This window comes from Paenibacillus sp. FSL P4-0081 (assembly GCF_000758565.1).
Lineage (GTDB): Bacteria > Bacillota > Bacilli > Paenibacillales > Paenibacillaceae > Paenibacillus_AQ > Paenibacillus_AQ phytohabitans.
In genome coordinates this window covers 2511540-2526025 of sequence record NZ_CP009280.1, presented here as the reverse complement: position 1 = coordinate 2526025, position 14486 = coordinate 2511540, and the positions used below count along the sequence as shown (strand labels likewise).

15 protein-coding genes are annotated in these 14486 nt (G+C 51.5%); 4 read left to right on the top strand and 11 right to left on the bottom strand.

The window, feature by feature from the left end; genetic code table 11:
- Positions 1-81: 81 nt before the first annotated feature.
- The 6 genes from galA to P40081_RS10605 form a co-directional block, all read right to left on the bottom strand.
- Entirely contained in the window at positions 82-2460 is a 2379-nt protein-coding gene (galA, locus tag P40081_RS10630; RefSeq protein WP_042135336.1) for a beta-galactosidase GalA, read from the bottom strand.
- A 183-nt stretch (positions 2461-2643) separates the two neighbouring features.
- Positions 2644-3648 carry a CapA family protein gene (locus P40081_RS10625; RefSeq protein WP_042140942.1) on the bottom strand — a complete coding sequence of 335 codons (1005 nt, stop codon included), beginning with the start codon at positions 3646-3648 and terminating at the stop codon, positions 2644-2646.
- 58 nt (positions 3649-3706) lie between these two features.
- Positions 3707-4174: a YfbM family protein gene (locus P40081_RS10620; protein ID WP_042135335.1), complete on the bottom strand. Its 468-nt coding sequence runs from the start codon at positions 4172-4174 to the stop codon at positions 3707-3709.
- A gap of 100 nt (positions 4175-4274) precedes the next feature.
- On the bottom strand, positions 4275-4934 hold the full coding sequence (locus P40081_RS10615; protein ID WP_042135333.1) for a class I SAM-dependent methyltransferase: 660 nt from the start codon (positions 4932-4934) through the stop codon (positions 4275-4277).
- A gap of 177 nt (positions 4935-5111) precedes the next feature.
- A complete protein-coding gene (locus tag P40081_RS10610) occupies positions 5112-6134 on the bottom strand; it encodes an SDR family oxidoreductase (protein WP_042135331.1) in 1023 nt (340 codons plus the stop codon).
- 29 nt (positions 6135-6163) lie between these two features.
- Positions 6164-7102, bottom strand: a complete 939-nt coding sequence (locus P40081_RS10605; protein WP_042140941.1) for an aldo/keto reductase family protein — start codon at positions 7100-7102, stop codon at positions 6164-6166.
- A gap of 168 nt (positions 7103-7270) precedes the next feature.
- On the opposite strand from P40081_RS10605, the gene P40081_RS10600 reads away from it, so the two are divergent.
- Entirely contained in the window at positions 7271-7615 is a 345-nt protein-coding gene (locus tag P40081_RS10600; RefSeq protein WP_042135329.1) for a winged helix-turn-helix transcriptional regulator, read from the top strand.
- 13 nt (positions 7616-7628) lie between these two features.
- Here P40081_RS10600 and P40081_RS10595 read toward each other — a convergent pair whose 3' ends face one another.
- The 4 genes from P40081_RS10595 to P40081_RS10580 form a co-directional block, all read right to left on the bottom strand.
- On the bottom strand, positions 7629-8756 hold the full coding sequence (locus tag P40081_RS10595) for a response regulator (RefSeq protein ID WP_042135327.1): 1128 nt from the start codon (positions 8754-8756) through the stop codon (positions 7629-7631).
- A gap of 338 nt (positions 8757-9094) precedes the next feature.
- Complete coding sequence (gene ptsP, locus P40081_RS10590; protein WP_042135325.1) at positions 9095-10807, bottom strand: phosphoenolpyruvate--protein phosphotransferase; 1713 nt, start codon at positions 10805-10807, stop codon at positions 9095-9097.
- Positions 10800-11075, bottom strand: coding sequence for an HPr family phosphocarrier protein (locus P40081_RS10585; RefSeq protein WP_042135323.1), 276 nt, complete (start codon positions 11073-11075; stop codon positions 10800-10802). The genes ptsP and P40081_RS10585 overlap by 8 nt, the downstream gene beginning before the upstream one ends.
- A 168-nt stretch (positions 11076-11243) precedes the next feature.
- Positions 11244-11843: a TetR/AcrR family transcriptional regulator gene (locus P40081_RS10580; protein ID WP_042140940.1), complete on the bottom strand. Its 600-nt coding sequence runs from the start codon at positions 11841-11843 to the stop codon at positions 11244-11246.
- Between the two features lie 118 nt (positions 11844-11961).
- Here P40081_RS10580 and P40081_RS10575 point away from each other — a divergent pair, with 118 nt between their 5' ends.
- Positions 11962-12510 carry a hypothetical protein gene (locus tag P40081_RS10575; RefSeq protein ID WP_042135321.1) on the top strand — a complete coding sequence of 183 codons (549 nt, stop codon included), beginning with the start codon at positions 11962-11964 and terminating at the stop codon, positions 12508-12510.
- Between the two features lie 37 nt (positions 12511-12547).
- On the opposite strand, the gene P40081_RS10570 is transcribed toward P40081_RS10575, so the two are convergent.
- A complete protein-coding gene (locus P40081_RS10570; protein ID WP_042135319.1) occupies positions 12548-13153 on the bottom strand; it encodes a DUF1349 domain-containing protein in 606 nt (201 codons plus the stop codon).
- Positions 13154-13339: 186 nt separating this feature from the next.
- Here P40081_RS10570 and P40081_RS10565 point away from each other — a divergent pair, with 186 nt between their 5' ends.
- Both P40081_RS10565 and P40081_RS10560 read left to right on the top strand, forming a co-directional pair.
- Positions 13340-13705: a MerR family transcriptional regulator gene (locus P40081_RS10565; RefSeq protein WP_042135317.1), complete on the top strand. Its 366-nt coding sequence runs from the start codon at positions 13340-13342 to the stop codon at positions 13703-13705.
- Positions 13706-13722: 17 nt separating this feature from the next.
- On the top strand, positions 13723-14484 hold the full coding sequence (locus P40081_RS10560) for an SDR family oxidoreductase (protein WP_042135315.1): 762 nt from the start codon (positions 13723-13725) through the stop codon (positions 14482-14484).
- Positions 14485-14486: the final 2 nt, after the last annotated feature.

The window sequence follows — 14486 nt, the reverse complement described above, 5'->3', positions numbered from 1 at the left end:
ATGGAATTCGTTATTTATATATTATCGTTCCACCCGCCGGAAATAAATAGCCGCTCCACAAGTTCACTTTGCGCCTTATGATTATTCCGCAGTCACCTGCAGCACCACTTCCGCAGAGGCCAGTCCCGTGGACACCGCCCGTACCTGGATGGAGCCCGCTTCCGCTGAAGCCTGAATCAAGGCCAGGCACCAGCCGTTAAAAGCACGCCGCAGCGGAGACTTATCCGGCTCATGGCTGCTTGGATTGCCGTTGCCGACGCCGAGCAGCCCTCCGGCTCCCGACACTTCAAACCGGATCTCGTTGTCGGCCGCAGGAACGACATACCCCTGCTTATCCAGAACAGCCACGCGGACCGGGATCGTATCACAGCCATCCGCCCGGCCCTCCAGCCGGTCAGGGAACAACGCGATCTGGTACGGCTGGCCTGCTGTGACTACAGCCTTCTCGGCAATGGCCAGGCCGCCGCGTTTGCCGGTAGCTTTTAACTCACCCGGCTTATAGATGACCTCCCACGATAAATACCCGGTTCTGTCTGCCTGCTGTTCGCCCAGACTTCTGCCGTTCAGACTCAGCTCCACCGTCTCGGTGTTGGAGAATACGCGCACCTCAACCGGCTTCCCCTCCGAGCCCGGCCAATTCCAGTGCGGCAGCACATGAACCATCGGCTCGTCCTTCCACACCGCCTGCATATAGTAATAGCTGTCTTTGGGGAACCCGCAGGTGTCCATCAGCCCGAAATGCGAGTTAATGCACGGCCACAGATAAGGGGTCGGCTCCCCCCGGTAATCGAATCCGGTCCACATGAAGACGCCGGTCAGAAAACGGTGATTCACCAGATCGCTCCACGCCTGCTGCGGAGTGCAGCCCCAGGAAGGAATGTTCGTGCCGTATTCGGAACAGTAGCCCTTGATCGGATCATCTTCGTAGATTCCCCGGGTTGCCGTGTAACTGGCACATTCACTGCCGATCATCAGCCGCTCCGGATATAGCCCGTGGTCACGGATGTCGATATTATGGGTGTCCCGGTGTCCATAATTGTAGCCGGTAATCTCTACCACATCGTTATATCCATTCTCGTTCCAGCCATGGTTCATCGCCGCAGAGGTCGGGCGGGTTGGATCGATTCTGCGGGTCCGATCCGCGAGCGTCTTCAGTATCCGGGCCCCAGTCACGGTACCTTCAAGAACCTCCTCATTCTCCAGGTTCCAGATGATTACACAGGGGTGATTCCGGTCCCGGTAGAGCATCCGCTCCAGCTGGCTCAGGCCATCCGGGCTACTGTCGAGCTTGCGGTTCTCATCCATCACCAGTATCCCCATCCGGTCACACATATCCAGCAGCTCGGGAGTCGGCGGATGATGGGCACTGCGGTAGGCGTTGGAGCCCATCTCCTGCAGCAATCTAAGCTTGTATTCGATCAGGCTGTCCGGCAGCGCTACGCCGACCCCGGCGAAGTCCTGATGGTTGCATGTCCCTTTGATGAGCAGCGGCTCTCCGTTCAGGAAGAAGCCTTCCTCCGCATCGAAGCGGATGCTGCGGACGCCGAACACCGTATCATACCGGTCTAGCTCTTTCCCTTCATATATAACAGTCGATTCCGCCTTATATAAATACGGCGATTCCGTATCCCAGAGCATGGGCTGCTTCACCTCAAAGCTCTGCTCAATCTCCGTCTCAGCATGCCAGTCCGCAAAGGCATCCGCCGAATGCGCGCAGATCTGCATTCCATCAGCATCATAAATCACCGTGCGCAGCGATACCGGCAGGCACTCAGTATAATCATTGCGGAGGCGTGTGCGGATGTTGACTACGGCCTGCTCTTTGGCCACTTCCGGTGTCGTTATATAGGTTCCATACTCGGCTACATGCAGGCGGTCCGTATTCTCCAGCCAGACATGACGGTAAATGCCGCAGCCCTCATACCACCAGCCTTCACATTCGCTAGCATCTACTTTGACCAGAATGACATTACTGCCTTCCCCGCCATAGCGGAGAACATCCGACAGATCGTAACTGAACCCTATATATCCGCCATGATGCGAGCCGATCAGATGCCCGTTAACCCATACCGTGCTGGTGCCCGATACTCCGTCAAAGCGTACCGTCCATTTACTGCCTGCAGCGTCTGCAGGAAGCTCGAAGGTTTTGCGGTAGAAGCCTGTACCGCCCGGCAGATAACCATGACTGCCGTCCCTTGCGCCAAGCATCTCATCCGGAACATACTGCTGCTCCACACACCAGTCATGCGGCAGGCTGAGTGCGGTCCATTCCAGCTGCTGCTCACCCATTCCTTTATCATTAAAAGCAATATCCAGCCACTCCCCCTCCCGGAGAGCACCCGTATCTGTAATACCGCCTGTCATTCCACCCTTGACTGCATAAGGAATCTGGAGCTCCCCTTTATAAAAGCCCCAGTTCTCATCAAACTTGACTTTGGTTCTAACGGTTCCCGTTCTCACTTCTGCAAAAACCTCCTTGATGAACTAATATTCATATTGTAGAGTAGATTAGCTTTACGCCGTTAGTACAATGCTAATAATGAATAGCACAAAATGAATATGACTTGGCTCCAATGCAAATAGCCCGAAGAAGAGTCTGCTTCTCCGGGCTTTTGAAGTATATCCTCAGCTCTCCCTGTTGCTTCAGAGCTTCTCGCTGACCGCTCCGCCCGCTGTGATCTTCGCATTGAAGGAGAGCTCATTCAGCAGCTTGTAGGTCTCTTTGTTATAGGCTTCACCCATGAAATTGGGCTGTCCGCCAATGATTTTGACCGGAGTAATACTGCTCGTCACCCCGGAATTGCTGACCGTGAAGTTGACCAGCATCGAATGCAGCGTCTTGTCCCCGCCCCGTGTAGAGCGGTTGAACACGAAATTGCCCAGCGAATAGTAGATCGGCTTATGCTTGTAATATTCGATCCCCATCAGACAATGGCTGTGCGCTCCGAGGATAATATCTGCCCCGCTGTCGATCATCTGTTTCGCCAGAGTCCGGGCATACTGTTCAGGGTAGTCCTTGAACTCCTGATTCCAGTGAATATAGACAATGGTATAATCGTTGTCCTTGGCTGATTGCTTAATCGCACTCAGCAGAGGCTCCGCTGTATAGGCGGAAGCTGCACCCGGACTGTTCTTGCCTGCATACCAGGAAGGGTCAGACAATACCCGGCTTACGCCCAGCATGGCGATCCGCTTGCCTTTGACCGTCTTAATGTAAGGTTTAAAAGCCTCTTGTATATTCGCGCCTGCCCCGGTGTGTCCGATCTTATTTCTGTCCAGATGGATCAGCGTGTCGAGCATGGCGGTTTGTCCATAATCCAGAATATGATTATTCGCCAGCGATACTCCGTCAATTCCGGCGTAGCTCAGTCCGGCCAATGCTGCCGGCTTGGAGCGGAAGGCAAACATTTTCTCGGCGGCGTCTCCCCGCACCGAGACCGGTGTCTCCAGATTGGCAAAAGCCAGATCGGCCTTCTTCAGCACTGGCGCCACTTTGACGAACGGGAAATTGACCCCGTATTTGGCAATCTGCTCGCCGACAAAACCGTCCAGCAGAATATCTCCGGCAAAAGCAAGCTGAATCTTGTCCTGCGGAGCAGCCCCTTCGGCACTGAGACCCGCAGCCGGTACTAATAGGAGCAGAATCATAATTATAATGGCGTATCTGCGCAAGTTGTCTGGCTCCTTTTCCACAAATTCAAATGGGTTATGAGATATAGAATACTACATACGCTTGATCAGCGCTTGCGGTCCGGTAGAACTCTTTCATAGCCGTGAAATACGTATACATATAGTCAAAAAACTCTTCCGGTTCATCATCATCCACCAGCGGATAAACCCCTTCGTCCAGCATCTGCCGGAATTGATACCGTTCCCGCATATACGACTCTTCTATTCCCTCCAGGGCGGCAGCGGTTTCTTTCACCTGTTCCGGCTCCATCACAAATACCTCGGCATCGGAATAGTGGCCGGCATAATGCTGGCCATTCATTGGCACAACTGCTCCAAGGGCTGAATCTTCCTCTGTACCCCCGCCTCTTAGTGTATAGTGCAGCGCCTGCCAGGCCTTATCGATATCCAGCTTCGGTTCGATTCCGTGCAGACTGATCTCTTCATCCCGGATGGCCTGAAGCAGCTCCGCAGTTACAGTGATGTAGTTACCAATCATCCCCATGAAGTTGTCTCCTTCTCTCTTCCGTCTTGTGCCTATTCTACTATACCGGAAGGAAACAACCAAATGATGGGGATTATACCTCTACCGTTCTACGCTGGGACTAACCCTGCGCCTTCTTGAGCACCGCCCGGAAGCAGTTCAGGCCACCCCACTGATCGGTATGCACCGCATCTGCAGGAAGATTGAAATCTGTCTCGCCCCAATACTGAAATCCGGCCTGGAGCAGAATCTCATTCATCCGCGGCAGGTTCACGGTCGGATAATCAAAGGTCAGCACGAGCAGACCTTCTCCATTAAGAGTCCTGTGAAATTCCCGCACCGCAAGCACAGAATCCTGCACGGACAGATGCTCCAGTACCGAGATGCAAAAAATCGTATCGAAGCTCTCATCTTCATACGGCAGTGCGGTAATATCCGCCTGGGTCAGATGCAGCCGGTTCGTTCTTCTGGCCTGCACCTGCTGGGCTGCCAATTCTCCGATATCATCGGCAATACCCTGCATAATCGCTTCCCGTGACAGAATCCGGGCATCAATATCACAGGCGAAGACCTCTGCGCTATAGCCGGCAAGGTAGAATTTAAGCGGGTGGGATATTCCGCAGGCGGCATCCAGCACCACATCATGCGGTGAAATAAAGTTGGTGCACCATTCGTATTCATAGGGACGGCTCCACCAGGATTCCGGCAAATCATAAATCAGCTTCTCACGGCGTACATCGGTATTCACAAAAAAACGGGAGACATATGGATGTGTCGGCATGACCAGGACTCCTTTTATGAGGGGATATCGGTAGTGAGAGTATATTCACGAATCCGTATTTCATGCTATACCCGGAATAACGGACCCGCCGCTCCTGCACAAAAAAACAGGCACCCTCCCTTTAAGGACGGCACCTGTTTCTACTATTAAATCATAGCTGATACTATTCTTCCCTCATTAAACGTAATACGTGATCAGCTTCGCATCCACTCCATGCCTCGCAATCAGTCCGTCCAGCATCTTGGACCAATCCTGATCCACCGTGCAACATTCAGGATGAGCTTCGAACCAAGCGACCGAGCGCTTCACCCCTCCGGCGAAGGGGACGGTTGCTTCGAAATCAGGAACAAGGCGTTTGATCTTGCTGTTGTCGAACACGCTGCTCACTGCCTGATCCCCAATCAGCCCATCCGCCGTCCCCGGCGGTGTGTTCGCAGCGATGAAGTCGGTAGAGATATGCACAACCTTCGGTTCTCTGCCTGCGGCCTCGCCGATAGCAGCATAGATCTGATTCCAGTTCAGCACTTCGTCAGAGGTAATATGAATCGCTTCCCCGATCGCCTCCGGGTGACCCAGCAGCCCGACGAACCCTTTGGCAAAATCGGAATTATGCGTCAGCGTCCATAGGGAGGTGCCGTCGCCGTGAATAACAAGCGGCTGGCCTTTGCGGATGCGTTCCACCAGCGACCATGGATTACTCCAGCTGGTCAGTGCCGCCGGAATGGCCGTGTCTCCATAAGTATGGGATGGACGGACAATCGTAACCGGGAAGCCGCTGTTCTGATACGCCTCCAGCAGCAGCTGTTCAGAGGCAATCTTATCCCTGGAGTACTGCCAGTACGGATTCACCAGCGGCGTTTCCTCAGTAATGAGATAATTACGCTGCGGCTTTTGATAAGCGGAAGCGGAGCTGATATAGATGTATTGCTTTGTTTTTCCGGTAAATAAGGCAATATCCGTCTGTACATGCTCCGGTGTGAAGGCAATCCAGTCCACCACCACATCGAATTCGTAATCCTTCAGCGCCTCGGCCGACTTCTCCTTATCGCGGATATCACCCTGAATCACCTGCGCGCCTTGCGGCACGAAGCTGCTCCGCTCTCCACGGTTGAACAGATAAAGTTCTATTCCCCGTTCCACTGCCAGCCGGGATACGGCCTGGCTGATGAGTCCTGTACCTCCGATAAATAGAACCTTCATCCTGCATCCTTCCTCTCTTAGCCGGTAATTTAGCCGATAATTTCTTCAATCCGTGTTAATACATCCCCGGTGAGCTCGATACCCGAAGCCTTCACGTTCTCTTCCACCTGCTCCGGACGGCTGGCGCCAACCAGGGCACTGGCTACATTAGGCTGACGCAGAATCCAGGCCAGCGCCAGATTACCTACAGAAATATCCAGCTCAGCGGCAATCGTGCCCAGCTCCTGAACCTTGGCGATTTTTTCCTCCGTGATTCCTTTACGCATCCAGTCGAGCTTAGCGGCCCGGCTATCCTCCGGAATATCGGAGACCGAGCTGTATTTGCCGGTCAGCAGCCCCTGGGCCAGCGGCGAGAATACGACTTGTCCGATCCCTTTGCGCAGGCCCAGCGGAATAATCTCTTTCTCGATATAACGTTCGAACATATTGTAGATCGGCTGGTTGACCACGATATGATCCAGCAGATACCGGTCGGCAACCGCAAGGGCCTCGGCCATCTGCGCCGCAGTCCATTCACTTACGCCTACATAGAGTACCTTGCCCTGCCGGACCAGATCATCCAGCGCCCGCAGCGTCTCTTCAATGGGCGTTTCCGGATCATACCGGTGGCAATACAGCAGATCCACATATTCAGCACCCAGCCGTTTCAGGCTGGCATGACATTGCTCGGTAATATGCTTACGGGACAGGCCGCGGTCATTGGGACCGTCACCCATTACGCCGTATACTTTGGTCGCCAGCACATAGGATTCACGCGGATAGCTGCTCAAGGTAGCACCCAGCACTTTTTCCGCTGCCCCTTTCTCATACACATTAGCCGTATCAAAAAAATTAACACCCAGGGAGTAAGCGGTTTCAATGGCTCTAACGGCATTGTCCTGTTCTACATATCCTCCGTAGGTCAACCAGCTTCCCAGGCTGATCTCACTGACTTTAAGTCCGGTTCCACCTAATCTGCGGTATTTCATGAATCCTTGCTCCTCTCTGAATCCGGCCCTGTTAACCGGTTGCTCCATACACATGTTCATTCTAGAACAGATTGTATATAATAGAAAGAAGTGAAAAATAGTTTATTATATGTCATCCAGTATAGTTGCTATACTCTGGTATAGTGCCTTGGAACAGGAGGAAATCCCTTGAAAGCAGCCAATTCTGCCAGTAATTACATCCCTAAGAATCCCGTCTCTATTGAATGCAACATAGAAAAAACATTGGAGGTACTAGCCGGAAAATGGGCTTTCCTGGTGCTGAGAGAGCTGCAGGGCGGCACGAAACGCTTCGGCGAGCTGCAGCGCAATATCGAAGGCATCAGCCCGCGCGCGCTGACCAGCACCCTGAGACATCTTGAAGATCATGGTGTACTGGAACGCTGCGTCTACCCGACCGTTCCGGTTACTGTGGAATATACACTGACCCCCAAAGGTGCGGATCTGCATCAGATCCTTCATGAAATGAAGCTGTGGTCCGCCAAATGGACCTGAGCCCAGCCCATAGCTATTGTTTAGAGAGCATTTCACTGTACAGCTGCCTTACAGATTCTTTCGGCTCAAGCCCCAGCTCATAGTTTAGCAGTTCCTTCATCGCATGATAATGCCGGATCAGGCTGATCCGGTCTTTTTGGCGGAAATAAATTCCCATCAGCAGCTCATGCGCCTCTTCATCAAGCGGTGATTTATCCAGCAGCAGATGAACCCGGTGCATAGCCTCCTCCAGCCGTCCCTCTGCGATAAAGTATCTGCACAGCCTCTTCGACAGCATCACGTAGAATCCGAGCATCTCCGCTCTCTTCGAGCTGCTCCATAAATAATCATCATCCGCGAACAGCTCACCTTGATACAGCTCCAAGATATATTCATATCTGGGTACCCTAAGCGGGGTCAAGGGAGGATTCGACCTGGCAAAATCCTCAAATTCCCATAAATCCCCGGCAGCACCGGCAATCTCCATCCGGTAGCTCCCGCCCTTGAAATGAATTTCCACATGGATTCCCGCTTTTTTGAGTGCAGTCTTCATTTTGTAGATTGTGGTATGCAGATTGGAGTTAGCCTGCACGTCACTGCACTCCGGCCATAGCGCCTGAATAATCTGGCCTTTGGGAACGTAAGCCGGCCCTTTCAGAAACAGGAAGGACATCAGTTCCTTGGACTTATAGGTTCTCCATTTGACCGTATCCTCCCGGCCGCCCGCATTCAGCACATCGAACCCCCCGAAGCTGACAATCCTTGCCTGCTTAAGCGGCATCATCTGTTCTCCGTACAGCCGCCGTTTCTTCTGATAGCGTGTTACTGCCCGGTCAAGCTGCACAGGTGTCGGCGGCTTAAGCAAATAATCCAAGGCTTCAATCCGAAAGGCTTCCACGGCATACGAATCATGTGCAGTCACAAAAATAACCTCCAGATCCCTGAAGCTCTCCAGCAGTATTCCCGCGAGATCCACACCATTCATCACCGGCATCTCCATATCCAGGAACACAATATCCGGCTGCAGCACCCGTATTTGCGCCAGTGCCTCCTTAGGCCTTTGAAATGCCCCGACAACCTCTACCCGTCCATCCTTTTGCAGCAGGTAATGGAGCACATCCAGTGCCGGTTTTTCATCATCGATAATTACCGCTCTTATCATCCTAATCCTCCAGTGTGCTTCACGAATACGGATAGCCCAATGAAATGAGCTGTGATGTCTGGCAGACAGCTAAGAAATCCAAGAAAAAGGGTGCCCTCAGCAAACGGCACTTAGAGGACACCCGGTTAATGAACAGCCAATCTATATGATGTATTTCATTGCGAATTTGAATATTTTGTGATTTATAAACATTTTATCATGCGCAAATAAGGCTGTAAATCATTGATTTCATATCCTGTCTGAACAGAAAAAAACCGGCATTCCACTAAGAGAATGCCGGCAACAATGAACTGGAAAAAGTGGATTCAAAAACGAACAGCATCATCCGGAGAAAATACTTAATACTTAATAGCCTGCACCAGTGCAGCGACTTCTTCCGCAGTACCCAGCTGCAGTGCCTTGGCAGCCAGCTCCTTCATCTCCGCCGCGGACAGCTTGGCAATCTGGCTGCGTGCCGGCAGGATGGAGGTTGCACTCATACTGAATTCATCGAGGCCCAGACCCAGCAGCAGCGGAATAGCTGTGGCATCTCCGGCCATTTCGCCGCACATTCCCGTCCATTTGCCCTCTGCATGAGCAGCATCAATTACATTCTTGATCAGACGCAGGATGGCCGGATTGTACGGCTGGTACAGGTAGGAGACCCGTTCATTCATCCGGTCAGCAGCCATAGTATATTGAATCAGATCGTTCGTCCCAATACTGAAGAAATCCACTTCCTTCGCGAACTGGTCTGCGAGTACCGCAGTAGAAGGAATCTCAACCATGATACCCAGCTGAATCTGATCCGATACTGCCTTGCCTTCTTCACGCAGCTTAGCCTTCTCTTCCAGCAGCAGATCACGGGCTGCACGGAATTCACCCAGAGTGGCAATCATCGGGAACATGATGCGCAGATCGCCATGCACACTGGCTCTCAGCAAAGCACGCAGCTGGGTACGGAAGATATCCTGGCGGTCCAGACAGAGCCGGATCGCGCGGAACCCGAGGAAGGGATTCATTTCCTTCGGAAGCTCCAGGTATGGCAGCTCCTTGTCGCCGCCGATATCCAGTGTACGGACAACAACCGGCTTGCCTTGCATATTCTCAAGCACGGTGCGGTAGGCATTATACTGAATTTCCTCGGAAGGCAGCTTGTCGCGGCCCATGTATAGGAACTCTGTGCGGTATAAGCCTACACCTTCGCCACCATTGTCAATGACGCCTGCAACATCATTCGGCGTACCGATATTGGCTGCCAGCTCTACATGCTTGCCGTCTGCGGATACCGTAGGCTCTTCGCGGAGCTTTTTCCATTCTGCGATCTGCAGGTCGTACTCCTTCTGCTTGGCTATGTACAAGGCTACTTCAGCTTCGCCGGGATTCACCAGCACATCTCCGCTTAACCCGTCTACAATGATAAGGTCTCCGGCTTTCACCTCAGACATTACATGCTTTGTTCCAACGACTGCCGGTATTTCCAAGGAACGGGCCATAATTGCCGAGTGCGAGGTACGTCCGCCGATATTGGTAGTGAAGCCTTTTACATATTTACGGTTAAGCTGTGCTGTATCTGAAGGCGTCAGATCCTCAGCAATTACAATAACCTCTTCGCTGATTTCCGCCGGGCTGACATAGGAAATTCCCAGCAGATGGTTCAGCACACGCTTGGTTACATCACGCATGTCGGCAGCACGTTCCTGCAGATAGGTGCTTTTCATATTCTCGAACATTTCGATGAACTGGTTAGCGACCTCCTGCAGCGCATAATCCGCGTTAACAGCTTCCTCACGGATTTTGTCCATCACCGGGCTGATCAGCTCCGGATCTTTCAGAATCAGCAGATGGGATTCGAAAATCTCTGCTTTCTTCTCTCCCAGCTCTGCCAGTGTACGCGACTTAATCCGCGCCAGTTCACCCTTCGAAATCTCCAGGGCGCTCTCCAGCTTGACAATCTCAAGCTCCACATCGCTTACGGCGGTCTTCGTGATCGTGTAGTCCGGATGCTTCAGGATAAACGCTTTAGCAACAGCAATACCTGCGGAAGCCGCGATGCCTGAAATCTTAATCATTGAGCTCGCCCAAGCCCTCTTTGATCATTACATCCTGAAGTGCGCCAAGGGCTTCTGCTTCCTGGCCGCCTTCAGTGATCAGGGTCAGGGTATCGCCGCTTTCCAGTCCGAGTGACAATACACCGAGAATGGATTTCAAAGTAACTTTCTTACCCTTTGCTTCAGCAAAAGTATCGGTGTCCTTAAACTTGGTTGCTGTATTGACCAGCGCTGTGGCCGGACGCGCGTGAATTCCGTCTTCGTCGATAATTCTGAATGTTGTTTGCATGCTTCTCTCCAACTCTCTTTATAGTTTTTGGTTTCAGCTATTACTGCAGAATAAACAAGAAAAGGCAAAACCACACCTTTGATAAGGTAGCGGTTTTGCCTGATTTAACAGTAACAACCCGAAAAATATACACTACTTTTTATAACATAACTCTAGCAATATAGCAAATTACTGAGGCTGCCCGCTGCTGCAGATCGAATCCAGATGAACGTTCAGCACCCGGATCATCCGCTGTGAATTCAGCCGTTCAGGCTCCAGCATGGCGTGCAGGGCCAGTCCGTCGACCACGGCATACAGCCGCTCAGCTTCACTGTCCTTATCCAGCTCCTGCCGGAGCAGCTCATGCTGGTCCAGATAATCAATCAGCTGGATGACCAGGGGATAGATAGCGTCATGACGCTCATCGTTATGTTCCCCGGCGGACTTGAGATGGAAGATAAACGCGAACCATACCTCCATTTCCGCCATGCTGCCGTCGTCCGTGGGAAGCAGCTCCAGCAGCACCCTGGCAACCTGTTCCCTGGGTGGAAGGTCTGTCTGCATGATGTCCACGATCCGTGCAGTGACCCGTTCCTTCACCAGATTCATGGCAAACACCAGCAATTCATGCTGGGTGGAGAAATAATGGCGCAGCGCTCCCAGAGACACACCCGCCTCAGCAGCAATATTACGCACAGTTGCCCCTTTGATTCCCTGATGGATAATGACACGCCAGGTCGCTTCTGCAATATTCGATTTTCGCTCTGAATGATCTACTATTTTTGGCATGCCCATATTGTAGCATAAGCAGAATACGAAACACAATTTAAACAATACGGTTGTATTGTTTAAATTTCGCTGCTATACTTCCGTTATTACCACAAATAATCCTGACAAGAGGTGCTTTATGAATCTGGTAGCATGGGCAATTGTTACGTGCGAAGTATTATTCTGGGTGGTCATTCTTGCCGGTTTCACGGCACGTTATATTTTCAAGCGCAACACGCTGGGCCTGATTTTTCTGGCGCTGACTCCGGTGCTGGATATTATTCTGTTAATCATCTCCGGTGTTGATCTGGCCGGGGGAGCTTCCGCTACGACAGCGCATGCGCTTGCGGCTGTGTATATCTCAGTATCCATCGTGTTCGGCAAAAGCATGATCGCCTGGGCCGACGAACGCTTCCGCTACTATGTCACCAGGCAAGGGGCGCAGCCGGTCAAACGGTACGGTATGGAGCACGCCCGGCATTATTTCAAGGGCTGGGTGAAGCATCTGCTCTCTTTTGCGCTCGCCGCAGGCATTCTATATGGACTCATCGTCTGGATTGACGATCCCGCCCGCACGGAAGCGCTGTTAAGCATCCTTACGGTATGGTCCGTTGTAGTCGGCATTGACTTGATCATCACCGTTACCTATTTCATCTGGCCGAGACAGATAAAGGGCAGCGCACGCTAAAACATTTTCCAGACCTTCGTTACAGCTTATTCACGGCTTATTCACCCGCTCTTATATTTTTGACCGTCCGGTTCTCCAGTGTGAAATTCCGGTAGATTCGCTCTCCGCCTTCGCCTGTAGGGGCTTGTGCCAATAATCCTACTTTGATCGTTTCTCCCACCGGTAGGTTAAAGAAGCGCATCATATCAAACCTTACACCATCTGTCGAATAATGAAAAGCGAAGGCATTACCGGATCTGGCGGCCTGCAGCCATACCTCATTGCCATTGATATTACAGCCATTCGCGTCATCCGAGGTCTGGTTCGTTACCACACTGACTACAGCGTGGGTATCGAAATCTGTCAGCTCAAAGCAGGCTTTGGCCCAGACCGTCAGGTCCTGCATCACCATGATGGAAGAAGAATCGTAGGTATCCCGGAAGTCATGGCTAACCTTCACCCGCAGCACGAAATCACCAGACACTTCTGTATAGAAGAATGGTGCATTGGTCAGACTCTCAGGGGTAAGCCCTTCCTCGGCAATAGCACCGTTGTTGCAGAAAAAGTCGCTGTTAGCAGTGGCTTCTAATATAATAGCATCATCCTCAAACCTGATGTTCCCCTCATTCATCCACTTGTAAGTATTGAAATCCGCTAATGTCATTCATTATTCCTCCCATTTTTGGATAATTCTTATTTATTGCAAACGCATTCTCTTACTATAGCAAAAATGGTAATTCATCTCAAAACTATATTTCGGCAGTATGAAAATAATTGTGTTGACTTAAACCATGGTTTAAGTCGTATCCTATTCCTGTCGACAAGTAAACAACCCCATGGAGGTCTCCAGATGAAATATGTTTCCATTAGCGAAGCTGCAGCCCAGTTAGGGATTCCGGAATCAACGATCCGTTATTATGAGAAAAAGGGTTTATTGCCACAGATGGAGCGTGATGAAGCCGGGAGGCGGATATTCTCGGAGAATCGTATTGCTTTCCTTAAGATCATTATTTATCTGAAAAATACGCATATGCCCATCAGCAGCATCAGGCAATATGTGGACTGGATGTTAGAAGGGGACAGCACGACTGAACTCCGGCTTAAAATGTTTCAGGAGCACAAGCAGGCTGTGCTGGCGGAAATTGCACTCATGACAGAATCCTTGCAGGGCATCGACAAGAAAATCGCACGGTATACGAATTATTTATCAAAATAATGAGAAGAGGTTCTAAAATGAAACTTACAGGAAACACAATCCTTATTACTGGCGGAGGCTCGGGAATCGGTCTCGCTTTTGCCGAACGCTTCATCAGCGGCGGAAATACAGTCATCATTACCGGACGGCGTGAACAGGTCCTGCAGGATGCCAAGGACAAGTTCCCCGGCCTGATTACTCGTGTAAGTGATTTGAATATCGAATCCGAGCGTATCGCCTTGTTCGACTGGGTAACTGCGAACTATCCGGAAGTGAATGTGTTAGTGAACAATGCCGGGACCCAGCAGCGCTTCAATGTACTCAAAGCAGATGCGAGAAACAACTGGGCTTATTTCAATCAAGAAATCACAACTAACCTTGAAGCCCCTCTTCATCTGGCTATGCTATTCGCTCCATTATTCGCAGCACGGGAAGCGGCGGCTATCCTCAACGTCACCTCCGGCCTGGCCTTCACACCGTTTGCCATTGGCCCGATCTATTCAGCGACGAAGGCGGCGCTCCATTCCTTCACGATGAGCCTGAGACTCCAGCTCTCTGATACCTCTGTAGAAGTGATCGAGATTGCACCTCCGGCAGTAAATACGGATCTCGGCGGAAGCGGGCTGCATGTGCACGGCGAACCGTTAGATGCGTTCACGGATGGAATCTTCCAGGGATTAGCGGAGGGACTGCAGGAAATCGGCTATGGCACTTCAGTGGACCGGCTGCGCATGTCGCGGGATAAGATCGATGAATACGCGGTCAATATGTATCAGGCAATGAAGAGTTATATTGAATAACA

What these genes read in the sequence shown, in the direction of transcription:
- P40081_RS10625 (WP_042140942.1), bottom strand. Translation starts at nt 3,648, where the DNA reads ATGATTCTGCTCCTATTAGTACCGGCTGCGGGTCTCAGTGCCGAAGGG.
- P40081_RS10620 (WP_042135335.1), bottom strand. Translation starts at nt 4,174, where the DNA reads ATGGGGATGATTGGTAACTACATCACTGTAACTGCGGAGCTGCTTCAG.
- P40081_RS10615 (WP_042135333.1), bottom strand. Translation starts at nt 4,934, where the DNA reads ATGCCGACACATCCATATGTCTCCCGTTTTTTTGTGAATACCGATGTA.
- P40081_RS10610 (WP_042135331.1), bottom strand. Translation starts at nt 6,134, where the DNA reads ATGAAGGTTCTATTTATCGGAGGTACAGGACTCATCAGCCAGGCCGTA.
- P40081_RS10605 (WP_042140941.1), bottom strand. Translation starts at nt 7,102, where the DNA reads ATGAAATACCGCAGATTAGGTGGAACCGGACTTAAAGTCAGTGAGATC.
- P40081_RS10595 (WP_042135327.1), bottom strand. Translation starts at nt 8,756, where the DNA reads ATGATAAGAGCGGTAATTATCGATGATGAAAAACCGGCACTGGATGTG.
- ptsP (WP_042135325.1), bottom strand. Translation starts at nt 10,807, where the DNA reads ATGATTAAGATTTCAGGCATCGCGGCTTCCGCAGGTATTGCTGTTGCT.
- P40081_RS10585 (WP_042135323.1), bottom strand. Translation starts at nt 11,075, where the DNA reads ATGCAAACAACATTCAGAATTATCGACGAAGACGGAATTCACGCGCGT.
- P40081_RS10580 (WP_042140940.1), bottom strand. Translation starts at nt 11,843, where the DNA reads ATGCCAAAAATAGTAGATCATTCAGAGCGAAAATCGAATATTGCAGAA.
- P40081_RS10575 (WP_042135321.1), top strand. Translation starts at nt 11,962, where the DNA reads ATGAATCTGGTAGCATGGGCAATTGTTACGTGCGAAGTATTATTCTGG.
- P40081_RS10570 (WP_042135319.1), bottom strand. Translation starts at nt 13,153, where the DNA reads ATGACATTAGCGGATTTCAATACTTACAAGTGGATGAATGAGGGGAAC.
- P40081_RS10565 (WP_042135317.1), top strand. Translation starts at nt 13,340, where the DNA reads ATGAAATATGTTTCCATTAGCGAAGCTGCAGCCCAGTTAGGGATTCCG.
- P40081_RS10560 (WP_042135315.1), top strand. Translation starts at nt 13,723, where the DNA reads ATGAAACTTACAGGAAACACAATCCTTATTACTGGCGGAGGCTCGGGA.